At 43.3% G+C, this 25,916-nt stretch carries 28 protein-coding genes and 1 pseudogene; 7 read left to right on the top strand and 22 right to left on the bottom strand.

Features of this window, described 5'->3' with window-relative positions; translation table 11 throughout:
• Positions 1-34 precede the first annotated feature (34 nt).
• The 3 genes from ACQKFO_RS09995 to ACQKFO_RS09985 form a co-directional block, all read right to left on the bottom strand.
• Positions 35-709, bottom strand: a complete 675-nt coding sequence (locus ACQKFO_RS09995; protein ID WP_427598460.1) for a lysoplasmalogenase — start codon at positions 707-709, stop codon at positions 35-37.
• A gap of 158 nt (positions 710-867) precedes the next feature.
• Positions 868-1,245 (bottom strand): hypothetical protein, encoded by a 378-nt coding sequence (locus tag ACQKFO_RS09990; RefSeq protein WP_427598458.1) that lies wholly within the window; start codon positions 1,243-1,245, stop codon positions 868-870.
• Positions 1,238-1,444 (bottom strand): hypothetical protein, encoded by a 207-nt coding sequence (locus ACQKFO_RS09985; RefSeq protein WP_427598456.1) that lies wholly within the window; start codon positions 1,442-1,444, stop codon positions 1,238-1,240. Before ACQKFO_RS09985 ends, ACQKFO_RS09990 begins: the two co-directional genes overlap by 8 nt.
• Before the next feature lie 152 nt (positions 1,445-1,596).
• Here ACQKFO_RS09985 and ACQKFO_RS09980 point away from each other — a divergent pair, with 152 nt between their 5' ends.
• Complete coding sequence (locus tag ACQKFO_RS09980; protein WP_427598454.1) at positions 1,597-3,351, top strand: S9 family peptidase; 1,755 nt, start codon at positions 1,597-1,599, stop codon at positions 3,349-3,351.
• Between the two features lie 100 nt (positions 3,352-3,451).
• On the opposite strand, the gene ACQKFO_RS09975 is transcribed toward ACQKFO_RS09980, so the two are convergent.
• Together ACQKFO_RS09975 and ACQKFO_RS09970 are read right to left on the bottom strand one after the other, a co-directional pair.
• Complete coding sequence (locus ACQKFO_RS09975) at positions 3,452-3,634, bottom strand: hypothetical protein (protein WP_427598452.1); 183 nt, start codon at positions 3,632-3,634, stop codon at positions 3,452-3,454.
• 48 nt (positions 3,635-3,682) lie between these two features.
• Entirely contained in the window at positions 3,683-4,090 is a 408-nt protein-coding gene (locus tag ACQKFO_RS09970) for a YbaN family protein (protein WP_262371814.1), read from the bottom strand.
• 282 nt (positions 4,091-4,372) lie between these two features.
• On the opposite strand from ACQKFO_RS09970, the gene ACQKFO_RS09965 reads away from it, so the two are divergent.
• The gene (locus ACQKFO_RS09965; protein ID WP_427598891.1) at positions 4,373-5,566 is read left to right on the top strand and encodes a YhgE/Pip domain-containing protein; all 1,194 of its coding nucleotides are present in this window, start codon (positions 4,373-4,375) and stop codon (positions 5,564-5,566) included.
• Between the two features lie 237 nt (positions 5,567-5,803).
• On the top strand, positions 5,804-5,974 hold the full coding sequence (locus tag ACQKFO_RS09960; protein ID WP_427598450.1) for a hypothetical protein: 171 nt from the start codon (positions 5,804-5,806) through the stop codon (positions 5,972-5,974).
• A gap of 25 nt (positions 5,975-5,999) precedes the next feature.
• Here the strand turns inward: ACQKFO_RS09960 and ACQKFO_RS09955 are convergent, their stop codons facing one another.
• Complete coding sequence (locus ACQKFO_RS09955) at positions 6,000-6,980, bottom strand: DUF1835 domain-containing protein (RefSeq protein ID WP_427598448.1); 981 nt, start codon at positions 6,978-6,980, stop codon at positions 6,000-6,002.
• 251 nt (positions 6,981-7,231) lie between these two features.
• On the opposite strand from ACQKFO_RS09955, the gene ACQKFO_RS09950 reads away from it, so the two are divergent.
• Positions 7,232-8,167: an iron-hydroxamate ABC transporter substrate-binding protein gene (locus ACQKFO_RS09950; protein ID WP_427598446.1), complete on the top strand. Its 936-nt coding sequence runs from the start codon at positions 7,232-7,234 to the stop codon at positions 8,165-8,167.
• A gap of 121 nt (positions 8,168-8,288) precedes the next feature.
• Here the strand turns inward: ACQKFO_RS09950 and ACQKFO_RS09945 are convergent, their stop codons facing one another.
• The 8 genes and pseudogenes from ACQKFO_RS09945 to ACQKFO_RS09910 all read right to left on the bottom strand — a co-directional run.
• Complete coding sequence (locus ACQKFO_RS09945) at positions 8,289-9,692, bottom strand: sensor histidine kinase (protein WP_427598444.1); 1,404 nt, start codon at positions 9,690-9,692, stop codon at positions 8,289-8,291.
• The gene (locus tag ACQKFO_RS09940) at positions 9,682-10,386 is read right to left on the bottom strand and encodes a winged helix-turn-helix domain-containing protein (RefSeq protein ID WP_427598442.1); all 705 of its coding nucleotides are present in this window, start codon (positions 10,384-10,386) and stop codon (positions 9,682-9,684) included. Before ACQKFO_RS09940 ends, ACQKFO_RS09945 begins: the two co-directional genes overlap by 11 nt.
• A gap of 124 nt (positions 10,387-10,510) precedes the next feature.
• Entirely contained in the window at positions 10,511-11,377 is an 867-nt protein-coding gene (locus tag ACQKFO_RS09935; RefSeq protein ID WP_427598440.1) for a hypothetical protein, read from the bottom strand.
• A gap of 142 nt (positions 11,378-11,519) precedes the next feature.
• Positions 11,520-12,398 carry a peptidylprolyl isomerase gene (locus ACQKFO_RS09930; RefSeq protein ID WP_427598438.1) on the bottom strand — a complete coding sequence of 293 codons (879 nt, stop codon included), beginning with the start codon at positions 12,396-12,398 and terminating at the stop codon, positions 11,520-11,522.
• A gap of 205 nt (positions 12,399-12,603) precedes the next feature.
• Positions 12,604-13,875, bottom strand: a complete 1,272-nt coding sequence (locus ACQKFO_RS09925; RefSeq protein WP_427598436.1) for a S1C family serine protease — start codon at positions 13,873-13,875, stop codon at positions 12,604-12,606.
• A gap of 251 nt (positions 13,876-14,126) precedes the next feature.
• Complete coding sequence (locus ACQKFO_RS09920; RefSeq protein WP_427598434.1) at positions 14,127-14,642, bottom strand: GNAT family N-acetyltransferase; 516 nt, start codon at positions 14,640-14,642, stop codon at positions 14,127-14,129.
• 122 nt (positions 14,643-14,764) lie between these two features.
• Positions 14,765-15,595: a serine/threonine protein kinase gene (locus ACQKFO_RS09915; RefSeq protein WP_427598889.1), complete on the bottom strand. Its 831-nt coding sequence runs from the start codon at positions 15,593-15,595 to the stop codon at positions 14,765-14,767.
• 198 nt (positions 15,596-15,793) lie between these two features.
• A pseudogene (locus tag ACQKFO_RS09910) lies at positions 15,794-16,501 on the bottom strand (phosphotransferase family protein); the annotation flags it as partial.
• Between the two features lie 263 nt (positions 16,502-16,764).
• On the opposite strand from ACQKFO_RS09910, the gene ACQKFO_RS09905 reads away from it, so the two are divergent.
• Positions 16,765-17,400: a lysozyme inhibitor LprI family protein gene (locus ACQKFO_RS09905; protein ID WP_427598432.1), complete on the top strand. Its 636-nt coding sequence runs from the start codon at positions 16,765-16,767 to the stop codon at positions 17,398-17,400.
• Between the two features lie 136 nt (positions 17,401-17,536).
• Here the strand turns inward: ACQKFO_RS09905 and ACQKFO_RS09900 are convergent, their stop codons facing one another.
• Complete coding sequence (locus ACQKFO_RS09900) at positions 17,537-18,064, bottom strand: AAA family ATPase (protein ID WP_427598430.1); 528 nt, start codon at positions 18,062-18,064, stop codon at positions 17,537-17,539.
• A 43-nt stretch (positions 18,065-18,107) separates the two neighbouring features.
• Positions 18,108-18,812 (bottom strand): CPBP family intramembrane glutamic endopeptidase, encoded by a 705-nt coding sequence (locus ACQKFO_RS09895; RefSeq protein ID WP_427598428.1) that lies wholly within the window; start codon positions 18,810-18,812, stop codon positions 18,108-18,110.
• An 89-nt stretch (positions 18,813-18,901) separates the two neighbouring features.
• Between ACQKFO_RS09895 and ACQKFO_RS09890 the strand changes: the two genes are divergently transcribed.
• Entirely contained in the window at positions 18,902-19,627 is a 726-nt protein-coding gene (locus tag ACQKFO_RS09890) for a MerR family transcriptional regulator (RefSeq protein WP_427598426.1), read from the top strand.
• Between the two features lie 38 nt (positions 19,628-19,665).
• Here ACQKFO_RS09890 and ACQKFO_RS09885 read toward each other — a convergent pair whose 3' ends face one another.
• Both ACQKFO_RS09885 and ACQKFO_RS09880 read right to left on the bottom strand, forming a co-directional pair.
• Positions 19,666-19,956 (bottom strand): DUF4306 domain-containing protein, encoded by a 291-nt coding sequence (locus ACQKFO_RS09885; RefSeq protein ID WP_427598424.1) that lies wholly within the window; start codon positions 19,954-19,956, stop codon positions 19,666-19,668.
• Positions 19,957-20,113: 157 nt separating this feature from the next.
• Entirely contained in the window at positions 20,114-20,506 is a 393-nt protein-coding gene (locus tag ACQKFO_RS09880) for a DUF5412 family protein (RefSeq protein WP_427598422.1), read from the bottom strand.
• A 290-nt stretch (positions 20,507-20,796) separates the two neighbouring features.
• On the opposite strand from ACQKFO_RS09880, the gene ACQKFO_RS09875 reads away from it, so the two are divergent.
• On the top strand, positions 20,797-21,894 hold the full coding sequence (locus ACQKFO_RS09875; RefSeq protein WP_427598420.1) for a hypothetical protein: 1,098 nt from the start codon (positions 20,797-20,799) through the stop codon (positions 21,892-21,894).
• Positions 21,895-22,037: 143 nt separating this feature from the next.
• Here ACQKFO_RS09875 and ACQKFO_RS09870 read toward each other — a convergent pair whose 3' ends face one another.
• From ACQKFO_RS09870 to ACQKFO_RS09855, 4 genes are read right to left on the bottom strand one after another with little or no spacing between them, the layout of a single operon-like run.
• Positions 22,038-23,045, bottom strand: coding sequence for a proline racemase family protein (locus ACQKFO_RS09870; protein WP_427598418.1), 1,008 nt, complete (start codon positions 23,043-23,045; stop codon positions 22,038-22,040).
• A 28-nt stretch (positions 23,046-23,073) separates the two neighbouring features.
• Positions 23,074-24,351 carry a TRAP transporter large permease gene (locus tag ACQKFO_RS09865; RefSeq protein ID WP_427598416.1) on the bottom strand — a complete coding sequence of 426 codons (1,278 nt, stop codon included), beginning with the start codon at positions 24,349-24,351 and terminating at the stop codon, positions 23,074-23,076.
• The gene (locus ACQKFO_RS09860; protein ID WP_427598414.1) at positions 24,336-24,848 is read right to left on the bottom strand and encodes a TRAP transporter small permease; all 513 of its coding nucleotides are present in this window, start codon (positions 24,846-24,848) and stop codon (positions 24,336-24,338) included. The genes ACQKFO_RS09865 and ACQKFO_RS09860 overlap by 16 nt, the downstream gene beginning before the upstream one ends.
• Before the next feature lie 14 nt (positions 24,849-24,862).
• Positions 24,863-25,885 (bottom strand): TRAP transporter substrate-binding protein, encoded by a 1,023-nt coding sequence (locus tag ACQKFO_RS09855; protein ID WP_427598412.1) that lies wholly within the window; start codon positions 25,883-25,885, stop codon positions 24,863-24,865.
• Positions 25,886-25,916 lie beyond the last annotated feature (31 nt).

Raw genomic sequence — 25,916 nt, 5'->3', positions numbered from 1 at the left:
CCTGGCGAGGTTTATCGCCAGGCGAAAACGCTGATTACATGTTCAACCTTTTTCCCTCTTCATGCCTGACAGAATTCCCTAAGCTTGCAAGGCTATTGGCAATCAGGAACTGCGCCGAGTAGTAGGATGTCATGATCAAAACATCCGAATAAGGGATGGCTGACACGAACATATTCCATGACAGGATGGAGTCCGAGATGACAAACAGGATACTGCCGGCAGTGGCCCATAGGTTGCCGGTCAGGATGGCGGTCAGGGCCATCAGGGAAATGATCACCATGTAGGCAACGACGGGGATCACGAGTCCATCATTTCCTTCGGTTTGGAGCGCGGCAATCAGTTGTCGGCCGATGAAGAAGGAATACAATCCAATCGGCAGTAGAGCTGCGAGGCGTGTCATGTTCATACGGGACATTTTGATAAAGCCTATCAAATAGAAGACGTGTCCGATGAGGAAAGATCCAAGACCCGCTACAAATGACATCGCGATAAACCCGTCGCCCAACATGCAGAAAAACAGGCCGATGACGATGAGGTGCATGGCCGGAGATGGTCTTTTAGGCAGCTGACGGAATGCGTAGAGAATGATGAGTAGCATCGGGATCAGTTTAAAAATGATTTTCAACACGAATGGTTCTGGCGGAATGATGAATATGTAGAGGAGGGCCATGATTCCGATCAGGGTGGGGAGGATCCATTTATTCAACATCGTTCACATCCTGTTTATGCGATTTTTTAGTTCTTTGACATATATATACTTGTTTTGGGGATGGGATTCCTTCTTTGGGCAGGATAAATAGCTCCGCCTGCTTCATAAAAAATGAAAAGCGCAAGAACCACGCAAAAGATGCGTGGACATTGCGTCTTTCATTTGAATGAAGTTGACTTTTTAATGATTTCTCCCCCAGGATCTACACTATAATGAGCAATTGAAGAGGATACTATGCCTTCTCTGTTGTGTCCGTCCTTATAATTATACGTAATTTCCCAAGCCTTGGAATCACTGCTGAAATAGGTTTCTTTTGAAAGGAGTTCCACGTCATCCATACTGATTTTTTTAAAGCTTGATTCATTATGCTCCTCTACATCTTTTTCAAATTGTTCCATGGCTATGGCTTCAGCTTTCTCACTTTCAATGACTCCCGTTCCATCATCCGCACACCCTAACAAGGAAAAGATTGTGATCAAGCTTACAATAAGAATCATGATTCTTTTTAAATGAAGCTTCCCATTCCCCTCAACCATTGGGACCGCCACCTGAATGGTGATTCGAATTCATGGCTTGTTGGGAATGTCGGGCGGACTTTTCATAGGCTTCATCCTTTGGACTTCGGGACGTATTCTTGATGCTGTCTCCATAAAACTCCATCTTCCGGGAACCAATCCAAATCCTAATAGCAAAGTAAAGGACCAGAATTCCGACGAAAATAAAAAAATACATCATTTGGTTTCCCCCTCCTTACTCTTTATGTTCCTTTAATGTCAATTATTTCAAATATTGTGATGTTGGGCAATACCCATTAATGATTGAATCCCCCGCAAATAAATGGAATAATATACCTATACCTTATCCATCTGGAGGAATGTCCTATCCGTATGCCATCGCCTGAAGTTGAACAATACTTTCAAACCACTGAAATCAACACATTTAGTGTAAATGAAAACGGGGAGAAGCTGGTCTTCAGTACCAATCTGAACGGGGAATATAACCTCTGGGCCATGGATTTGCCCCAAACATTTCCCTATCCGCTGACGACCATAAACCAGAAAAGCAGCCTCCTTCATATCGGTCCAGATTACATCGTCGCTACCTTTGAGAAAGAAGGTGATGAAAACTATCAGCTGCATTATTTACCCTTGTCAGGAGGAACTCCCCTTCCTTTCAATGAAAGGGAATCAAGTTCGACCTGTTTTCATGCCTGCTTTACTTCGAATAATGAAATGGTCTACTCTACCAATCATGAAAACCCGTTATTGAATATCTACAAAACGGATTTACAAACCAATCAAACCACCCTCGTCCAAAAAGGGGAAAAAGCTCCGGTCGTGGTTGCAGCCGTTTCTTCCAATGGGACCTATGTATTTACGGAGACCTACTCCAACACCCATGTAGCAGGGTTCTATGAGTCTACTGACGGGAGAATTCCACTTGTCCCGGATCCAAGTATCCCCCATATGATCCGTGATGTTCTGTTCGCTGACGGTATCGTGTATTTTACGACCAACTATGAAAAAGAATTTTGTTATCTCGCTTCTTTTAATCTTTCTACCTATGAATTTCAGCCCGTCTTCACCTTGGAACAGGAAGAAGTCACCTCCATCCAGCTCAGTACCGACCGCTTAGTGGTTTCCACGGAAGAGGGTGTGAAAGATCGATTATACGAATATGACGTTTCGGAAGGTAAGCTTGTATCCATCGACACACCCTGTGATGTCATCAATAAAATGATCATCACGGGACAAGGATCGCTTTTTGTTTTAGGCCAGTCAGCTGACAGGACTGACACGATTTTCAAGAGGGACACAGACGGTGAATGGACCCAGGTGACCAATACCAAAGTGCTTGGCGTACAGGAAGGAAGTTTGATCAAGCCGGACATCGTCCACTATGAAAGCTATGACGGACTCAGTATCGAAGCATTGCTCTTTAGACCCCGATATCCGAACGGCTATACGATCTTATGCCCACACGGAGGTCCCCAGAAGGTAGAGCAAATGAAGTACCGACCATTATTTCAGTACCTTGTCCAAAGCGGATACACCCTCTTCGCACCGAACTTCAGGGGCAGCAAGGGATACGGGGCCTCCTTCGAAAAGATGGTGGAGCAGAATTGGGGAGACGGCCCGAGGCTCGATTGTGTAGCAGGAATGGATTGGCTGCTGCAGGAAGGAATCGCGGAAAAGGGCAGGATCTTTGCCATGGGTGGGAGCTACGGCGGATACATGAGCCTCCTCCTTGCAGGAAGACACCCGGAGTATTTCTGTGGTATCGTCGACATCTTTGGCATATCCAATCTACTCACCTTTTTACAGAACGTTCCGGATAGCTGGAAGCCACTCATGAATCAGTTGGTGGGAAACCCTGATAAAGATTACGACAAACTTGTAAGAGACTCTCCTATTACTTATGTAGATCATATGAATAGCCCTATGTTCATCATACATGGCCAGAACGATCCACGAGTGAAAATCGAGGAATCCGAGCGTATCATGAGCCAATTGAAGGAAAAGGGGCTCGATGTGAAGTATCTTCTTTTTGAGGATGAGGGCCATGGGTTTTCGAAGAAGCGGAATGAGATAATCGCTTATAAGGAAATTAGAGCATTTTTGGATAGGCAGGTGAATGAATAGGTACCAAAGGGTCAGGTTCCTTGGCTCCTTTTCACCATCGTTCTGTTCTTTATCTTGTATCTAATAAAGACCCGTCTCCTCGACAGGTCTTAAGGCTATATCATTTCAAAGGAATAAAATATTTCTCCATTTCCCTTTCAGAAATAATCATTCTCGTGGATAAGTCTCTCGTTCGTAAAACATATTCTTTGATGCCAATATACTCAGATTCAGCAATCAAATAGAAGTTGGCCCCCTTTTTGAACCCTTTGAAATCACTCTTTAATTGATATCTTTTTAGCATTGTCTCCAGTAACTCCTTGGTTCATTACCAGCCCGTAATCCCCATAGATTACTGACTCTTCTCCACCTGATACGACTCCGGATATATCGTTTCGATTTTTTTAATAAAATAATAATGCTTATATAAAGCGAGCCCGATTAAGATGATGCGGACGAACAGGATATCCACGAACACGACTGAAAGAAGGATAAAGAAATCAGCCGTCACGTTAATCCTGATTTTCTCTTTCCGGGTCATCCCCTTCTTTTGAAGGAGGGCGAGAACGTATTTATCATATATGACTGTGCTCTTAAACCAACGATCGATCCGCTTGGAGCTTTTGGCAAAGCAAAACGCGGCAAATAAGTAAAATGGACCTCCCGGCAGAACCGGAAGCACAGTGCCGGCAATCCCGAACACCAGGGATATCGAGCCAAGCAGCATAAACAGGATGCTCTTTATCTTTTTCAGTGTCATGATTGATTTCCCCTACCATCGTTAGATTAATAGACATGTTTCTACTTCCATCCATTGTACTATAACTATAACAGGAAGGTCCGGGTAGTGGATTAGGTGATTTATGTTAATTGTGTGGCGATTGGCGGGTGGATGAGGAAAAGGGTCTGACACCCAACTTAAAAAATCAAAAAGTGATCACTCACTTTTTATTGACTTTAGGAAAAAAGGGAGTAATATTATTTGTGAGTGATTACTCACTTCTTTTTCATTTTTCCTAAACGGAGGTTCAAACATATGAATATCTTCAAAAACAAACTGGTGCTGGCCTCACCCATCATTGCATTGGCCATTATCTTTATTTTCTCCCTGACCCTGTTCCCATCAGTTCAACCGCAACCTAAGAATTTGCCGATTGCGATTGTGAATGAAGATCAGGGTGTACAGATTCCGGATCAACCAAAGATGAATATGGGCGAAACACTGGTTGAAAAGATCCAAACGATGTCAAAGTCAAATACCGATGAAGACCCTGCCGTCAAATGGATTGAAGTAAAAAGCACAGAAGCTGTACAAAAAGGATTAGATAGCCAAGAGTATTACGCAGCACTCGTCATTCCGGAAGATTTCAGTGCGAAACAGGCTTCCCTGCAAACGCCGGAACCCTCTTCCCCTGAAGTCGAAATCTTCATTAATCAAGGGATGAATACGATGGCTTCAACGGCTGCCGGGCAGATCTTGAATGGCGTCGTGGATAATATGAACAACACGGTCCGAGGACAACTAATTGATGGATTCGAGAAACAAGGGCTCACTCTGACGCCAAAACAAGTCTCAAGCCTGGTAACCCCGATTACGAAAAACGTGACCAACGTCAATGAAATCGGGACGAATACCGCAAACGGGAACGCTCCGGTATCACTATTCCAGCCACTTTGGATGGCAAGCATGGCAAGTGCGGCGATCATCTATCTCGCTGTCAGCAAATTATCCTTAGCAAACCGGAAGGAAAAGCTTGCAGCGAAGTTCATCCAGATCCTGATCGGGGCGTTGGTTTCCCTTGTCGTCGGATTTGGCTTAACCTGGATGGCTGAGGGGCTGATTGGATTCACTATCCCGGATATGACCGATACCGCCTTGTTCCTGAGTCTGAAGTCATTCAGCTTTTATCTCATGATCTCAAGCATTCTTTCACTGATCGGTCTTAAGGGCATGCCGCTCTTTGTCTTGATGCTATTCTTCGGGGCACCACTGCTTGCCATGGCTCCTGAAATGATGTCTTCGTTTTATCGCGATTGGTTTTATTCATGGCTGCCAATGCGATTTATGGTAGAAGGTTTACGTGAATTGTTCTTCTTCGGAAAAGGGTTGACGTGGAGTTCTTCTGTGTCAACGCTTGTATGGATTGGGTTGGGGAGCATGTTGGTGATAACGGCCACTGCCTTAAAACCTGGTGCTGGTGGAGAAGCGAAACCTCAATCAAGTATAGAAGGTTAGTTGGAAAATGGTCAGGGCTTTTAGGTGCTGACCATTTTTCATTTGTATATTCAACTTGAAGAACCGCTGTAGTGATTGTTCATTTTGGAGATTTTATTTACTTCATCTATTTTCATAGCCTGTTCAGATAAATCCGGAGGCGTCCTTGAATCAATCTTTCTCCTCCTTGTTTAAATTAAAGAATCATCCACCCGTACATATGTTATAATTATCCAACAATCGAGAGGAGACTCTTCCATGTCCAATGATGTCCTGTTTAGCATTTTCCCACTATTGACCCTTTTGTTTTACCTTGCTCCCATTGTATTCATCATCTGGTTCTTGATGAAATTCCTAAAGATCCAGCAAGAGAAGAACCGGATTCTGCAAAGCATTTCTGACAAGCTGGATAAGAAGCAGCAGGATTAGTAATGGGCGTGAAAAACCGCCCATTTCATTTACGTTTCACACTATAAAACCTCATCGCTTTCGGGACCCCTTTGATCTCAAATACTCCATTCATGATTAAATGCCTTACTCGATACTCAAAATATCCGTCACCGATATATTGTTCAACATGTCCAAGCACTTCACCTATCAGTCGAGCTGATTTCATGAACCCCTGATTCTCCAACTCTTTATGCAGTTTTTCCGCTGTATGGATGATGTACTCATCATAATAATCTTCCCGGACCCTTTTTATTTCACCATTCTCCCAGATTCTCAAGACTTCCTGTGTGGCAGACAGCTCTTGCCACTCCTCTTCGTATGCTATTCTTTGATCATTATTCAATGGAGCAGACTCTTTTTTATACATCAGCCCTACTTTTTCTGGGGAAAGTTCTCCAGTGTGCAAGGTATGAGAATGGTTTGTATCCATGATATACAGATCGTTTGGCTTTCCTTTTAATAGATACAGAACATATCGCATGGCCGTTTGTTCGTGAGCATTTCCCCCGATCCAAATTGTAATGGGGATATGGTCAGGAATCGCCTCAATCTCTGAAATCGTTTCATTGAAACTTTCATGGAATTCCGTTAGTTCATCACCTTCAAAAAGAATATGATTTTCGAGCCATTCATACCGGTGATGAAGCCCCCGTTCTTCATGCAGCTTCCATACGGGACCGATGGAGAACACATCCGAAAAAGCGAGCACCTTAACGTCTCCCACATCCCTTTCTTCTAACGCGATTTTCAAACTGCCGGATGCAGAATCTCCAAACAAGATATGGATGGATTCATAGGTCTCTTCTGTCACAGCCTGACTTCTTTTATACTCCACAAAATTCTGATAGGTGTTCTTCAAATCTCTTAACAGCTGGGCTTGCTCTGTTTCTTCCGCCATATAGATTCGTAGCAGCATGTGGAATAGAAGGGATCTCACTTCGTCATCTGTTGAATGCTCTACGAGTTTTTTTAATTGATCAATCAATTTATTTCACCGCCTTAACATAGAGGTATTACCCATATTTTGTAATGATATCATAAAGATTCCAAAGGAACGTCACGTTAAACTAAACCGTTTATGATCCTTTTAAAAAAGCCCCCTCCCATTAAAAGTATCTTCCCAATCCAAGCTTTTGAATCACTGCAGAATTTTATTGACAATGATAATCATTCTCTGTATATTTAGAACTATATTGAGAATGATTATCACTATTAATTAGAAAGAAGGAAAGCAAATTGAAAAAAATACTCATCCCCTTCCTGCTCTTGGCCATCTTCATTCTTCATGCTTGTGGCAGCACCGAGACGTCAAAGACTGAACAAAAGGAAGCAAAGACTAATCAGAAAGCAGAATCCGAAACCATTACATATCAATCTGAAACCGGCCCTGTTGAGGTTCCGGCAAACCCTACCCGCATTGTGGCGCTTTCGAACGCACCAAATGTGCTTGCCTTGGAAGGTGAAATTGTCGGAGTCGATGAATGGACGAATATGAATCCCCTGTTTCAAGAGAAGCTGGAGGGTATTGAAGTAGTATCAGAGGAAAACATCGAGAAAATCGTTGAGCTTGAGCCAGACCTGATCATCGTGGGCTCCCATTCGAAAAATATTGATAAGATGAGTGAAATCGCTCCTACGGTTGCCTATACGTGGGGGAAATTGGATTACTTGGAACAGCAAATCGAAATTGGTAAGCTTCTTAATAAAGAAAAGGAAGCGAAAGATTGGGTGGAAGATTTCACTACCCGTGCAGAAGAAGCCGGGAAAGAGATCAAAGAAAAAATCGGTGAGGATGCCACGGTATCGGTCTTTGAATACGATACGAAGTCGGCTTATGTATTTGGGAACAACTGGGCCCGTGGCACCGAATTATTATATCAAACAATGAAACTCGAAATGCCTGAAAAAGTGAAAGAAAATGCATTAGAACCGGGCTACTTTGCACTAAGCACAGAAGTACTTCCAGAGTTTGCGGGAGATTATATCGTCCTTAGTAAAAACCAGGACGGTGACGGTTCATTCCTGGAAACACAGACATGGAAGAACATCCCTGCCGTTCAAAACAATAGAGTTATAGAATTAGATACGAAAGCGATCACGTATAGTGATCCCATCACACTGGAATATCTATTGGATGTGTTTAAAAAAGCATTTCTTGAAGAGTTGAACTGATCAATAGGAAAACCGCATGGATTCAACCATCCATGCGGTTTTTTTCTTTAAGGTCAAGGGGAGAGGTATCACGTCTCCAATCCAAGTCCGGGACAAGGTACCTGTCCCCTTGGACCCCCTTTCACAGAGGCAGCCGAATCACAAATTTCGTCCCCTCGCCTTTCTCACTGAACACCTCGATCGTCCCTTCATGCATGAGCACCAATTGCTTCACAATCGATAGTCCAATGCCGAATTCACCGTATGGATTATTCGTCCGGGACAGATCAGCTTTATAAAACCTGCGCCAAATCGAGCTGATTTCTTCGGGGTCCATGCCGATTCCGGTGTCTTCGATTTCGATGACGGTTTCTGTAATTGAAGACGAGCCGCTTAACGTGATCGTTCCTCCAGAAGTGAATTGAATGCTGTTTTTCGTGATGTTGATCAATATTTGAATGAGCCGGTCGTAGTCGGCATGTACCTTGGCATCAGTATCTGCATGGATCCTGATGGTGTTCCCCTGTTCTTCAGCCTGCAAGTCGAGCTGTTCCTTGATGACTTCGAAGATATCCAGTAACGGTAAGGTGACTTTCGTGATCGCTACCTGGTTGGCACGGATTTTTTCGTAGTCCAGGTTTTCGTTCACCAGTCTGATCAGGCGCCTCGTTTCCTCGCTGACGAGACCGAAGCTCTTCTCTTTCTGTTCTTCGGGGATCATGTCGTTCCGGATTCCTTCGATGACACCGCGAATTGTGGTCAACGGTGTTCTCAGTTCGTGTGACACATCCGCCATGAACTGTCTTCTCCGGTTCTCCAGGCTGTCGATTTCCTCTTTGGATGCCTGGAGTTTCGTGACCATTTCATTAAAGTCTTCGGCAAGATCACCGATTTCATCGAAGTTGGAGCTTGGGACGCGAACATCGTAATGACCGGATGACACACGGGAAGTGGCATCCCTGATCCGCTGAATCCGTTTCACATGAAGCTTTGATAAGAACAAGCTGATCAAAAGTGAAATCGCCAGTGAAAGGAGCACGATATATAGAAGATATTTATTGATCTCACTCAGCATTTCCCTCGAGCCGCTGATCGGGGAAATCAAGATCAGTCCGCCAGCCAGTTGATCATTGATGATCCTTGGCATGATGACGAGGGATACAGCCTGGTCAAAACGGCCGAAATCTTTTTTCAGTGGTACGGTTTCACCTCGTTCGATTTTTTGCCACTCTTCTTTCGAAAGCTCAATCCGCGGGTACACCCCTCCTCTGGAGAAAGATACCTCACCTTGACGATTGAACGTGATCACATCGATGTTCCGGGCATGAAGCAAGTTGCTGTATTCTTCAAGATACAGAGGTCTTCTCGGACTTGGCCTTTCAAGGTCAGATAAAATTTTATCCCCATACGACCTGAGTTCCGTGACTTTATTTTCGTAGACAAGATTTTCGACATACTGGGAAAACAGGAGGCCGAGGATCATGAAGGCGATGATGAGTACGGTTGTATGGCTGAGAAGCAGCTGATAAAGATATCTAACTTTCATCCCCGGCCGCCGTCTCATCGAATTTATACCCTACTCCCCAGACCGTATGCAGGTACGGCTTTTCCTTGCTGCCGATTTTGTTGCGAAGCCTCTTGATATGCACATCGACTGTCCGCTCATCCCCGTAGAAATCATATCCCCATACCCGTTCGAGAAGCTGCTCCCTCGAGAACACTTGACGCGGATGCCGGGATAAGTAATAGAGCAATTCAAATTCTTTCGGTGTCAGATTCGTAAGGGGAACGCCTTTCAGAAGGACTTCACGGGTTTCCTTACTGATTTGAAAGTCTGTCGTAGAGACATCCTGGGTTCCTGCCCCACTGTTTTTCTCTCCTTGATACCGGCGTGTGACAGCCCGTATCCTTGCCATCAAAGCAAGGGGTGAAAAGGGCTTAGTCACATAATCATCGGCACCGAGTTCGAGGCCGAGCACCTGATCCGATTCACTGTCTTTCGCCGTCAGCATGATGACCGGCACCTGGGACCCTTCCTCCCTGATCTTCCTGCAAATGGTGACGCCGTCCATCCCCGGCAGCATCCAGTCCAGGATGACAAGATCCCAATTCCCTTCCTTATAACGCCGGTATCCATCAGCCCCGTCGTGGACAAACTCTCCTTGAATTCCTTCTTTTATAAAAAACATCTCAAGCATCGACGTGACACTCTTATTGTCTTCTACTACCAGCACGTTCATCAACATCGCTCCTTTCCCGACTTCTTTCTATCTAAATTATAGTCGTTTTTACTACTCAGTTCTAATTTTTTCCTCACAACGAAAATCCCCGCTCACTTGGCGGGGATTCCCTGGCAGGGTCGTCCTATAATGTATCACTTGGAGATTCGGCTGCCGGTTCTTCACTCGGTTCGGCCTCAGGCTCACCTTTTCCATGACCCGGACCGCCATGATGGCCCTTACCGCCCTTGTGGAAAAAGAAGCCCTCTTCCTTATTGAATGGGAAGAAATCCAGTTTCTTCGCTTCGTCGGCATGATCGGTCATGATTTCTTCCATCAGTTCCTTCGACGTTTTTCCTTCTGTTTCAACGCCAAGTTCGTTGGCAGCTTTTAAAATAGAAGCTTCGAATATTTCTTGTTTCAATTCATGATGACCTTTTCCTTCTGTCTCAATTCCAAGGTCTTTTGCCTGCTTCAGAAGTGCTGCTTCCCTTACTTCATCTGCAAGCTCGTCCAGTTGCTTGCCCTCGGTTTCCACTCCAAGTTCTTTTGCTTTTTGTTTCACTAGCGCTTCCCTTACCTCTTGAGCGAGATCCTCCTGGTCTTTTCCTTCAGTTGCGATCCCCAGTTCTTTCGCTTTTTTGTTCAGTTCCGCCTGACGGATTTCATCCATGACGGCACGGTGATCTTTTCCTTCTGTTTCAATGCCCAATTCTTTCGCTCTTTTTTCGAGTTCAGCATCCATGATCTCTTTTGCCAGTTCCCGTGAATCCTTATCGGTGGTGTCGATCCCAAGTTCTTCTGCTTTTTCCTTCAACTGTTCCTCATTCAGATGGAACTTCCCGTGGCCACCACCGCGATGCCCGCCAAATGCCGGCTCCGACTTTCCGCTTACTACCGCCGAATCGTTATTCTTTGCCGTGTCCTCCTCGGCAGCAAAGGCTGGAAGAGCTCCCAGGATCCCGACAGATAAGACACCTGTCAGTACATACGTCAGTGTTTTCTTATTCATTTTCATTTCCTCCTTTTTTGTGTTGCAGGTATCGGACCCATCTATATAGCTGACGATGAAGTCGGGATTCGATCCCCTGCCCTGTCATTTTCTCCACAAGTTATGACCAAATCATGAACAAACAATTGCCGGATCATGAACTTTATAATAAATTTTCTATTTGGTACTCCTCTTTCTGTTCCTCAAGCCACGTCCCATACTCCGTTTGCAGTGCCTGATCAAACAGGATATCCTTTATTTCCTCTTTATGATCGTCAAGGACCGCTTCTTTCGCTTCTTTTTTGTCCGTCACCTTGATGATATGATAGCCAAATTCCGTCTTCACAGGCTCACTGATTTCACCTTTCTTCATGGCAAACGCCTTATCATCAAATTCCGTCACCATCTCTCCTTTTGCAAAAAACCCTAGCTCTCCACCTGACTCGGCATTGGACGTATCAGTGGAGTATTCTTTCGCAAGCTCCGCAAAATCCCCTCCGTCATCTAGCTTGCTCTTCACTTCCTTTGCCGTCTCCTCATCTTCTACAAGAATATGGCTTGCCTGTACCTGTTCTTCTTGAGCAAAAGAATCTTTATTTGCTTCAAAATATTCTTTTATCTGATCATCCGAAATCGATACTCTGTCCTTCAGTAGCTTTTCCGTTAACAAAAACGATTCGACATTCTTTTTGACACTCTCAAGGCTCGCTCCGCTTGAAGTCAATGCCTCATTGAAAGCCTCTTCGCCCCCATAGGACTCTTTGATTGACTCCAGCTCCTCTTCGATCTCACTGTCCTTAACTGTAAGATCCTTCTTGTCACTCTCAAGCTCCACTATCTTCTCGGCAATCAGTGTATCCAGGGCCGCATCCCCATACTGATCCACAAGTGTCGTGTACAAGTCCTCTTTACTGATCGACTTGTCCCCCACCTTCGCCACCACTTCATCCTTTGAAAAGCCGAACATAACAAGCATCGTGCCGACGACGATAATGCCCCCTACGACACTCCATAATGTGATCGAACGTTTCTTTTTATCCACTCACCCGTACTCCTTTATCTTCAATTATTTGTATTTATCCGGTTGTTTTTGTGGTGCCAGATACAATTTGGATGGTTTGTTCCTGGTACAGTTTGGTCGGTTTGTACCTGGTACACTCCAATCTGATTGTGCCTGGTACATTCTACTCGGTTTGTACCTGGTACATTCCACTAACCATGCACCAGACACCATCCAGACCCCCACTTTATCCATTCATCATTGCATTACTTGTAAGAGTCAGACTGACTGTCATCTCTTTACCATCGCGGAAGATGGTCAGGTCGATCTTATCCCCGACTTTCAGGTCACCGTACAACTGCCTTCTCAAGTCGGCCACATCCACTACTTCTTTTCCATTCAGCTCCGTAATGACATCGCCCTCTTTGACACCGGCTTTTGATGCCGCTGATGTTTCATCAACACTCCCGACAACCACACCCGCCTCCACTTCATTAGGCAGCTCCGGCAGGTAATGGCGCGGAACATCGGAAAGATTCGTCATGCCGATCCCGATGTACGGCCGCTCCACTTTCCCCGTTTCGATGATTTCACTGACGACCGGCAGGAAATCCTTACTTGGAATAGCAAATCCAAGGCCTTCAACACCGGAGTTCGAGATCTTCGCACTGTTGATCCCGATCAATTCACCTTTTGAATTCAGCAGCGCACCACCGCTGTTTCCAGGATTGATGGCCGCGTCGGTTTGGATGACATTCAATTCAGATTCACCTGCAGAAGTCTGCACTGGAATCGTTCGATCGACGGCACTGACAATTCCTTGTGTAACCGTCCTTGATAAATCGAGTCCGAGTGGGTTCCCGATCGCGATCACCTGTTCACCGGCGCGCAATGCACTGGAATCCCCCACCTCCAACAGGTTGTCTGCATACTTACCATCGATCTTCAATACGGCAAGATCCGTCAGTGGATCGGCTCCGATCAGTTTCGCATCGGTCTTTTCACCATCATAGAGAGACACCTCAATCTTTGAAGCCCCTTCAATGACATGATTGTTGGTGATGATATAAGCACTGTCCCCCTCTTTCTTGAAGAGAACTCCTGAACCTGTCCCTGCCTGAGCAACTTGAGATGCACCCATGCCATTCTGCTGCTGATAATTGACGATTCCGACAATCGATTCAGAGGCATCTTCCACAATGTTCGCCACATCGCCGTTACCCGTTGATACCGTTGTAGGATTGATCCCCGAATCACCCGAAGACTCCACCTGCCCGTTGTCACCTGCCGACTGTTCGATGCCCGGCTGAGCCAGGTTCTGATAATAATCCGTTTGAGGCAAAACTGTCAGCGTCAGGACCGAACCGATGATCCCGGCACCTACAGTGTTCAGGAATCCCCGTCCTTTAAAAGGCTTCTTCGGCTTCGGGCTTCGTTGCATTTCTTCTTTCTTCACGCCTTCCAAATTTTCCGATTCTATATGCTTCATTTCTTCATTTTGATTGTTATGTTCTAGCATGTTATTTCCTCCTCTATTGATTTTGCTCGGTTGAACTTTGCTGATGATTTCATCTTAGAGGGAAAATATTACGAAACTATTAACAATGTGTGTACAGGATAGGAAGTTTTTTTAAAAATAGGCTATGTTAATCTTTAATGTTGATTTTAAGCACAAAAAAACCGCCTTTGTTGAAAGGCGGTTTATTGCGCTATCGTTCCCAGTTAGCTCCATTTCAAACAGTCATGGAAGCCTTTTTCAATTTCACCTACTCATTTTGTTCGCTCTACACAATACAGAAAAAATTCCATATCTATATTCCTAAACTTCTTAGTATCTCTATCAATAATATTCATACCGTTTCGAACAGCAACTTTTTGAGCGGCTACATTTGTGTCCCTAATAATAGAATAAACCTTATTTGCATTAAGAACTGAGAAAGCGTATTCCTTGCAAGCAATTGCCGCTTCTGTTGCGTAACCTTTGTGCCAATACGCTTTTTGAAACAAAAATCCTATTTCCAAAATTTCATTTTCTCTCCAGCCTTGCATTGTCAATCCACATTGACCAATCATTTCGTTTGTTTCTTTTAATACAACAGCCCAAAGTCCAAAACCATACTCTTCATATCTTTTAAGATGTCTGTTAAGCCAATTTTGTGCTTCTTCTATGTTGAATGCACTTTCATAAGCAGCACGCATTACTTCCTCATCACACAATATTCCGCACAATGCTTCATAATCGGACTGCACCATTTCTCTGATTATAAGACGTTTGGTTTCTAACAAAAATCTACCACCTTTCTATTATATTGATAATCTTTTAAGCCATGGGTAAGCCATGGCTTACCCATGGGGACAGGTACCTTGGCTCCCTTTTATGTTCAGATGATTGTGTTCCATATTCTAGATCATTCCGAAGTCCGGGACAACGTACCTGTCCCCCAGCCCCACTCACTCTTAAACTCCTCAAGCGACTGCTGACGCTTCTCTCGATCCTCGCTCACGGCTTTCAAGGCCACTTTATATAACTTCTCACTTAGTCGCCATTTGTCGATGGACCGGTCTTTTTCCCCGCCAAACAACGCAAAGGCGGTGGCACCCATCAGATACACATTCGTGATTTCATCGATCACAGCGCCTTGTTCGAATTCCTCCGGCGACATGAATCGGGAGGATCCCCACATTCTTCCCATTGAATTGATATAGGGGCGTTTGGAATAGAGGTCGATATCGCAGATCAGGGTCTTTTCTTTTGAAAAATCATACAGGATACTGCCGTCATAAAAATCGATGGCCACATACCCCTCTTCCATCACATGAATGTGAAAACCGAGGATGTCATGGAATACATTCATCTTTGTGCTGTCCGGCATCTCCATGAATGTCTCCCTGGATAGGGGATACATCTTCCCCATGCACTCCCCGTCTGTCCATTCAAATATGGCGGCAAAACCACCGCCGACTTCTTCCGCACGAAGCAACTTGACCAAATGGGGATGTGCCAAATCTTCATAAACCTTTACGCTTGCCTTCAATTCTTCGACCGCATCTTCCGGTTTGCCCTCATATCGCACTGTAGGAGCCCCGGCGAATTTAATAAACATTTTCTGGTCACCATTATCAACCCCGAAACAGATATTGCCGGAGTCCTGATCGTCATACACCTTGAAGACCTCCCCATATCCCTCGATGAAAGAGAAGTCGAAAGGAGCCTTTAATTTGTAAGGGATTTGATCCATGTACTGAATATAAAAGTCTTCCACGTACCACGTCGGCACTGGATTGTTCATGCCGTCAAACCAGCCCAGTACTTCCTTCGCCTGCTTCTTCATGACGGCCACTTCCTCTTCCCCGAACGCCATGGCCCATGGAACGGACGACAGCATATTGCTGCTGATGTAAAAGAGCATGAGCTTGAAGAACTCCTCCGGCGGCCTCCTGTTGAAATAGCCGTTGAGCTGTCCTGTGGCAAAATGAGGACTCGCAGAAGCACTCCACACGATGCGGTTGAACTCCTCCCACGGATCACCAAAATCATGCCGGTTGAAATCGATGATGGAAAGTTCGGCTTCTCGGGATATAACCATATTCCCCACGTGATAATCACCGTGATGAAACGATTGTGGACGTCCTAGCAGGAGATGTCTGTTTGACTCTATGTACGCAATAATTCGATCGCCGTCTTCGATTTTCACCGGACAGTCATGGTACTGCTTGATTTTGCTGTCCACTTTGCGATTAAATTTCATTCCCCATTTCTCTAGATCAGCAGGCGCAGGAATACTGTGGATTTCCCGGAGATAACGGCCCGACTTCAAGCCCAAATCGTATTGCTCCGTATCGGTCAACTTAGGCAGCATCACTGCTGCATCTTCTCCTTCACACCAAGTAAAAAGCGTATAAACACTTTTATCATTCTCACACATCCCGAACTCCAACGGCTTCGACATGGGAATTCCCGTTTCAGCCAAACGATTCATCGCTTCAAACTCACTCTTCTTCATCTCATATTCGGAACGGTCAGCCGTCCGAAGCAGCAGTCTTTCACCCGTCTCCGTTTCGATATAATACTTCTTATCACTCGACCATCCCTTATTGATCGGTTCTATTGTTTTAAATCTGTAATTTGTTTTTATATCAAGCATTCGGCACCCCCAGTAAGCCGTGAATCCCTTGGCTCAGTTATAAACAGGCTAAAGCGTTTTTTCCTTTTAATCATCTGAGTCGTTCACTTAATTGAATACACCTAATTTTACCAGTATAAGATTCGTAAGGATATAGAAAATCCACAGAGAAATGTCACTTGCTCACCGTCAAAAGTGAGAGTTAAACAGGTTAGAATGAAATTCCCTTATATGTTAAAATAAACCAATAAACACATTTTCATCAAGGAATTGGAGCTGTAAATATGAAGAAATCGAAAAAGTTTATCGTGGCAGTTTTAGTAACTATGTTATTCGTCTTCCTATCTGCATGTAGCGATTCATCTGAAGAGGAGGCTTCTAATCAGTCTGAATCAGATGCTATTCCAGCAAGTACAGATGATTCATCTACAGAAAGCACGGTAGAATCCGATAACAACGAGGAGAAACAATCGGAACAATCATCAATGGAAGATCGCGACTCTCAGGTAGACAGTAGTCAGGAGGCAGAACGTTCTCCCGAAACTAAAGTAGCCGGAAAAACAGAATATCTGAACAAACTGGACAACATCCAAAAAGAACTTGATGCCATGCCGGATAAGAAGGATTCAGATAAAGGCGTCACAAACGCCATGAAAAACTATTATGGAGTGTCTTACGAAAAGTATGACGATGCATTAAATGAGATTTATTCCCTTTTGAAAAAAGAGCTATCTCCAGAGGTCATGAAGGAGTTAAAAGCGGAACAATTAAAATGGATCGAACAGAAAGAAGCGAAAGCCGAGAAAGAAAGACTGAAGTATGAAGGTGGAACGTTTGAAAATGTGGCGTGGTACATCTCTTTATATGAGTCGACGAAGGAAAGATGTTATGAGTTGGTGAATGAGTATATGAGGGATTAGATGATGAGGCGAAAGGAGAGGAAGTGATCAGCACTTCCTCTCCTTTCGCCTTTGAACGATGAACCACAGAACCACAGGGACAGGTACCTTTGTCCCTCTCCAGTACCCATTTCAAGTTTAGATGCAGAACGGAACTCTAATTCTCAACAACCATTTCCCCCTCACCATTAGGAATTTCAAAACCCTTCAGGTAGGAAGTTAACAATTCTTCCGTAATCGGGAACGCATTGGCATCAAAGCGCTTATTCCTTATTTTAAGGCGTTCACGCAAGTCATCAGGAGAAACCTTTATATAAATCAGTTTCCATTTGCCACCGGACTTTTCGATGAGTCGTTTATATTGCTCCCTCCTTGCACGGTCCCAAAAACTGAAGTCGATGACCACCTGTTGTTTATCGTGAATGAGCTTCAATAAGTCATTGCGTAATTTACTTTCTGCCTCTTTCTTGTATTCCTCCATCTTTTCCATAGGGAAATCAATCCCGTAACGACCATGAGTTGCCCATATTTCTTCATCAATCGAAAGACGCACAAACCCATTCTTCTCAAGTTCCTGAGAGAATGTCGTTTTCCCGGAACCGGCCACACCACACATCATGACGACAAGTGGTGTAGAAACACTCCGTTCACGATAAATCGTTTCGAAATTAAAATCGTTGAACATGTGGACACTCTCCCCATTTATAAAAGTTGGCATTTCTTTATAGTTACCCCAAACTTGCCAGCAAAACCATTATCCCATTCGTCAACCCGTGGATCAAAACCGATGGCCAGATCGAATGGGTACGTTCATACGCTAGAGCAAAAAGGATCCCGCTAAAGAAATTTACCGGCATGACGTTGTATGTCGGGATATGAATAATGGTAAAGATGAGCGAGCTTAGTAAGAGAGCTCCGGTAATTCCTATACGTGTACGCAACCAGCGATATAAGAAACCCCGATAAAAAATCTCTTCGTATACCGGTGAGATGATCGCCGCTGAGATAAAGGCGATCGATATCGTAAAGAACGTTGCATTCTGCTGCATGGCCTCTGTTTTGCTGTTCTCCCATGAATTTCCTATGAAACTGGTCAATACTACAATGATCACGGCACCAACCAGTAAGATGACAGAATAGAAGATAATGATTTTCCAATCTTTCACTTCGAATGGCTTGACCCCTACTTCGCTCCAGGAAAGCTTATTTGAACGGAGTGCAATCAGATAGACACCTGCAAGGAGAATAATGGCTATGGTGAACCCCATCAACGTTCCGGCATACAGTTCATTGTCAAGCCAGTGAGAATATAGGGGCTTAACCACGAATTTAATGCATCCGATCACCAAACCAAATTCAAGTAACATCAATAATATGAATTCTTTCCAACCCCACGGGTCCTGTGCTTTCCAGTTCATTTGACTCTTTTCCATTCCTCTTCCCTCTTCCTATATATGGTATAATCCAACTATAGGAGATGACGTTACGTCACCTGCAAGCATTTTTTTCAGGAGGAATGAAAATGAAAAGATGGACCACCGGGGAGGTAGCCAGAGAGCGAAATATATCGATTCGCACACTTCGCTATTACGATCAAATTGATCTCCTTACACCAAGCTTCAAAGATGCAAGTGGAAAACGTTATTATTCAGAAGAGGACTTATTTACATTAGAGAAAATCATCATCCTAAAATCCCTTTCACTCCCCTTGGAGGATATTCGCCAAATAATAGATAAACTATCTTTCAAACAAGTTCTAGTCTCACACTACAATTACCTGCAAGAACAACTCTCGGCACTTCAAACAAGCATCTCTCATACGACTTCATTAATTCATATGATGGATCTGGAAGAATCTTTACCCTGGGAACGAGTCTCCGAACTGGTCCGCCGTTCACCACACAGCTCAAAGAAGTGGATGGACTATTTTTCAGAAGAGGAACAGGTCCTCTTACAAAAGTCTGTTCCAAACCTTAGTAACAACGACGAAACAACCCAGCAATACATTTCATTAATCCGTCGAATGGAATGGTGTATTAAACATAATGTCCTGGCGGAGTCAGAAGAAGGCTTTCAAATTGGTACCAGGTTACTGGAACTATCAAATGACATGTTCCAAGGAGATAAAGAGTTGATGGATAAATTCTGGGAAGTACGAAAACAGCCTGTCGAGGAGACTGGCCTATATCCGATTTCGGATGAGGTATTGGAGTTTGCGGAACGTTGTATGGGGTATGTATTGAGTTAATTTAAGGGAGTGTGCCTCGAACACGGCCACCCCCTTCCTTATATCCTGTTCTTTAAGTTTGTATAAATGATATAGGCTAAAAAACTAACGATATAAACCCCTGATAACAGACATATATATGAGATCGGGTTTGTCTGTAAGGCTATTAAAAAGACATCAATTGGATAAATATCACTGCAGTATTGAACATCTTGTGGTTTGAAAATGAATTCAGGCTTACATTCTGATTGTGGTAGGTATGCGATTTTACTTGAGATAAAAAAAGAGTAGACATATGAGACAAAAAATATCGGTAAACTAATGATGAATATAATCCAACATTTTTTCATTTAAATCCCCCTTTGTTGAAAACACAAAATCAGCAACCCTTCCCATTAATGGATGGAATAAAAAACAATAAATAGATTTCCAGATTTAATCTGGTTTATTCCCCTGTAGATAAGCTTCGTTACAAAAGCGAGCCATAGGACCTATCCCCAAACCTCTTTATGGATGACGATAATCATACTTCCCATCAGGAACGTTAATTTTTTGATCATTTATTTTAACGGTGTCTTCATCTATCCAGTTGATCATTCCGGTGGTCTCTTCATATTGCCAATAGATATTTTTAGATTTTTTATTTTTTTTATTGGAATATAGAACACCAAGAACAGCATAATCCACAGTAGCTCCACCGTTATTCAAGTACGTTTTTACTGTGTAAGCCCCGTTTGGTGAAGTCTTTTCAGAGATTAGCTCCCCTGGTTCAATTCTTTCTATGTTGTAAAATGCCCAATGAAATATGTAACCAAAAACACAAAAAACAATAATGAATACAAAAGATAAAGATATTATTACAGGGTGTCTCATAAACAATGATGAAAAACGCCTAAACAAAAAGAACCCTCCTTAAATAGCAATCTTACAGAAATTGTAACACAAATGTATGGGATTCATGGGTACAGGTCCTTTGGTCAATATAAAATCTATCCCCTTGGCGTACTCCGTAAATCAACATCCCGTTTCCTCCCCTTTTAAACATAATCGCTGGGACAAGCAACCTGTCCCCTCTGTCCCATTAACATTTGGATTAAAAATTCCTATCAATTTCTTAACAAAGGTTTCATCTACAGGAAAATGTGTTAAAGTCCTCCATATTCTTCTATATAAAAAGGATGTGTGAGGCAATGAAAAAGTTATCGCTGCTACTTGCAGCTGGGATTCTAATTCTGGGAGCGTGCTCTGATCCTTCGAGCACAGAGGAGAGTAAGGAGAAAGCACCGTCTTCCGATCAAAACGAACCCAAAAAGGAAAAAAAGGAAAACGAAGAACCTAAGAAAGACGAACAGCCCTTCAAGCCTTTGGAACCGTCTGAAGATGCTGTTTCCTTGGATAAAAGCCTATCAGAAAAGGAACAGCAGAACATCCCTGAATTGCAGGCCGCGCTGAGCGATAACCCCCAGCGTACGGTACCTGTCGGTGAAACGCTTGCCGAAGGAGTGAAAGACCCATCCGACGGACCATTGAAGGATCATCGGTTAGTTGCCTATTACGGAACACCTGATTCTGAAAATATGGGGATTCTAGGCGAATTGGAGCCTGAGGAGTACATGAAGAAGCTGAAGGAACAGACGCAAGCCTATTCCGACGCTGACCCCGACCGTCCGGCAGTCCCGACGATCGAGTTGATTACGACAATGGCCCAAAGTGAGCCAGGTCCTGATGGAGATTATGTGCGTATGACATCAGAGGAGAATATTGAAAGGTATGTGGAGCTTGCGGAGAAGCATGACGCACTGGTACTTCTCGATATTCAGCTCGGGACGGACACGGTCATGGAGCAGGTGAAAATGGTCGAGAAGTGGTTGAAGCACCCGCATGTTCACCTGGCGATCGATACGGAATTCCACGTAGCCGAAGGGGAGAAACCCGGAGAGGATCTCGGACAAGTGGATGGAAAGGAAATTCAGAAGGCTGTCGAGTATGTCTCAAAGCTCACAGAAAAGAATGACCTTCCGGATAAATTCGTCCTCGTACACCAGTTCACCGGTGCCGTACTGACGAACAAAGAGGCGATCCAACCGACAGACAACGTCGAAGTCGCCATAAACTTTGACGGCTGGGGAGCATCCGCGGACAAGCAGGCTTTGTACGGGAAATACATACGGAATGAACCGAATCAGTATGGGGCATTCAAGATCTTTTATGATAAGGATGTGCCGGTCTTGGAGCCGGAAGATGTGTTGAAGATGGAGCCTAGTCCTGCGATTATTAATTATCAATGATGCGAAAACAAAGCCGGTAATCGATGTGATTACCGGCTTTCTATTGAAAGATCATTACATCCAAATATGCTTAAATTGAAGACCAACCCCCGATGGTTTAAAGAGCAAACGTACACCGGATCATTCACAAACCTTTATTGAACTCAATCCACCATAAAGCCATGCTTAAACGGATCATTAGAATCAATTAAGATATTATTAAACCCTGTTATGAAGGCTGATCCCTTCACTTCCGTTAAATAAGCTTCTTTTTCTCCAAGAGCTACTTTTTCAATCGCTTTTCCGTAAAATTTTCCGCCAACAAACCCTTCACAGACGATTTCCTGCCCCACTTCCAGTTCTCCTCTTCCAATCATTCTTGAAACCATTGCTGTTGTCCCAGTTCCACCTGGTGAACGATCAGCTTGATTTTCACTAAAGACGTGAACATTTTTATAGGTTGCTTCTGGAATGGTAGGTTTTCCAAAGAACGTTACGATATCGATATGGTTGATATATGGTTTCGTTGGATGTTGGACCTTTACTACTTTATTTACTTCTTCCTTAATGATTTTTGCCATTGCTTTTAATTTCGATCCATTGGACACATGAATTGTCTCACCTAATTGGTCAATATCTACCCAGGCAAAATAGTTGCCACCGAAACTGATATCTACTTTGATCTCACCAAGTTCTCCTGCGTTAATGACAACATCCTGCTTTTCAAGGAAGCCTGGAACATTTTTAAATGTTACGGAAGTGACTCGACTGTTCTCGACCTTCACACGCGGATAAACCAGACCGGCAGGGGTTTCAAGGACAAGCTCTGTCTCATCACCTTTCACTTCCACTAGTCCTGTTTCCACAATCGCCGTTGCCACTCCGATTGTTGCATGACCACACATATTCAAGAAGTTCGCGTTATCCATGTAAATAACGCCAAAGTCCACTCCTTCTTGTAATGGAGGCAGTAATACTGCCCCGAACATATCACGGTGACCCCTTGGCTCTTGAATCAGTGAGTTTCTGAACCATTGGTAGTGCTCAACCATATAATCCCTTTGCTCTGCCACTGTATTCCCTTTTAGCTTTAATAATCCCCCATTAATGACCCTTGTAGGTTCTCCGTATGTGTGGGTATCAATCACTTGAACGACATTTGTAAAATTCATTTAGCATTCTCCTTTTTATTAGAAATGATTAAATCATTAATCTTGGAATATATAACATTACATCGGGGAAGAAAATCATTCCGATTAAAGCGATAAATAGAACGAGTATAAACCAGACATTGTACCTACTTACCTGAAGCATACTGACCTTTGCAATGGCGGTTGTTATATAAAGACCGCTGGCAACGGGCGGTGTTTGCTGTCCGATTGCCCAAACGATGATGACCACCATAGCAAATTGCATAGGATCAATGGATGTTGCTTGAACCAAAGGTAAGAACAGGGGCACAATGACAAGGACCATGACAGTTCCATCAAATATGAATCCACCAATGAATAAAATGAGACTGGCAATTAGCATCAACATGATTGTGTTATCTGTGAAGCCCATAATCGGTTCGAGCATCATTCTCCCGATTCCAAGAGATGAAAACGAATATCCGAGTATCTTGGCTGTCGCTACAATCAGCATCACCAGTGCGGTATTGACGACACTTTCATTTAAAGCTTTAATAAAGCTTGACCATGTTAATTGTTTATAAATTAATCCTGCAATGATTCCACATAGTACAGCGATAGCAGCCGACTCAGTGGGGGTTGCGAATCCCGTTAAGATACCACCCATTATGGCCACTGGGACGAGTAATGCAGGTAGGGCACTGATAAAGGTTTTAAACACCAGGCTCCAGGAAAAAGGATTTTCTTTAAAATCATACTTCTTCTTGGTTGAAATAATATAGACGACAATCATGTAACCTATTGCAATCGCAATGCCAATAGGTACGCCTGTTAAAAACAAGCTAGCAACGGATAATCCAGAGATAGAGCCGTACAGAATCATTGGTACACTAGGAGGAATAATAATGCCAAGTGATGATCCTGCAGAGGTTACCGCTGCGGCGAAACTTGGTGAATATCCCTTTTCTTTCATTGCAGGGATCATGATTTGTCCTACTGCGGCACTCGCTCCAGCTGCAGTTCCCGTTATTGCACCGAAGAAGACCGACGCCACAACATTGACCATTCCTAAACCGCCTCTTACCATTCCAATAATGGCGAGAGCAAAATTAATTAACCTCACCGATATTCCACCGTGATTCATTAAGGCTCCAGCCAACATAAATAAGGGAATGGCCAAAAGTGGGAAGCTATTTGTACCTAAATAAAGTTGTTGAATAATCAGTTCTAACGTGATGTCCGAGTAATACATAATGAAGATTACAGCAGTTAATCCAAGAGTGAATGCAATAGGAACCCCTATAGCAAGAAAAAGGAGAATTAACAGTAACATTAAGAGTGGGAGCATTCTTCACCCTCCTCTTTACCGCTTGATGGGTTTGAAATTTCTTTAATATGGAAGAGTATTTGAATCACAAACTCACATAACATGAGAAGAAAACTTATCCAAATAATACTATAAGGTAGCCCCATAGGAAGACCGGATACCGGCATTTTTATATTTCCAGCCTTTTGAATAAAGGTCCATCCCCAGTAACAAGTAATGAATAGAAACCAGATGACGAATCCTTTAGAAATGATCAAAAGATAAGGCTTGATTTTTTCAGGGATTTTACTTTCCAGGAAATCCATTTTCAAGTGATTTCCCTCAATTGTACATTGATACGCTCCAAAAAAAGTAATCCAAATCATTGTGATCAATGATAATTCTTCCGGCCAGGATAAAGGATAATTAAAAAACTTTCTCGTTAAGACCTGTATTAGCAAGATTAAAAACATAAATAACATGACCAGAATGTTTATGCTTTTAACAGAAAGATGTATATAGTGGCGTACTTTCTTCATGTAACACCAACCCTTTACTGTGTCTTAGTAATATCATCTATTAGTTCTTGTGAATTTCCACCAATCTCTTTTGATACTTTGTCCCATACTGGTTTGGTAGCTTTCTGGAATGGTTTGACGTCTTCAATCACTGTTACTTCCATCCCTTTCTCTTCTAACCCTTTTACCATTTCCTCGTCTTGTTCTTGGTTCATTTTACGATTCAAATCTCTACCTTCACCAGCAGCTTCAAGTATGATGTCCTGTTGATCTTTTGTTAGTGAATCCCATTTAGAAGAATTGATAAATAGTGTCGCCGGAGAATAAACATGATTAGAAATCGTTAAATATTTCTGAACGTCATAGAAAGAGGAGCTGTTCACAACGGATAAAGGATTTTCTTGACCATCGATGGATCCTTGTTGTAAAGCTGTAAATACTTCAGACCAAGCCATCGGTAAAGGACTCGACCCCAACGCTTTAAATGTTTCAAGTCTGACATCACTTTCAGGTACCCTAATCTTCAATCCTTTGAAATCGTCAATTTCTGATATTGGTCGGACATTATTGGTTATCTGCCTAAACCCATCTTCCCAATAAGCTAAGAAGGTTAAATTGTGTTTGCTTAACTTTTTCCCTACCTCATCTCCAACAGGTCCATCTAATACTTCCCATGCTTGTTCTCGACTACTGAAAATGTATGGCAATGAGAACAGATCCAGATATGGATTCATTTGAGATAGTGGTGTAGATGAAATACCTATATCGATTGTTCCTATTTTCACACCTTCTTGTATCTCTCTACCGGATGCTGCAAGAGACCCATTTCCATGAACCTCTACTTTCACTTCCCCATTCGTTTTTTCCTCTACAATCTCTTTGAATTTCGTAGCACCATGTCCCCAAGGGTGGTCCTCTGGTAATTCATAAGCAAAGCTTAAAGTGATTGGTTTATCTTCTCCCGCCTTTCCAGCTTCATTGCTACATGCCGACAACAAAATAGCCATTGTGAACAGAATTGAAACCATCCATCTTAACTTCAATTTTTTTCTTATCATAGAAACACACTCCTTTTTCGTGGATTACACT

It is taken from the genome of Rossellomorea sp. NPDC071047, assembly GCF_050270195.1.
GTDB lineage: Bacteria > Bacillota > Bacilli > Bacillales > Bacillaceae_B > Rossellomorea.
Note: the sequence above shows the minus strand (reverse complement) of the source record. Positions and strands in the feature narration are given on the sequence as shown.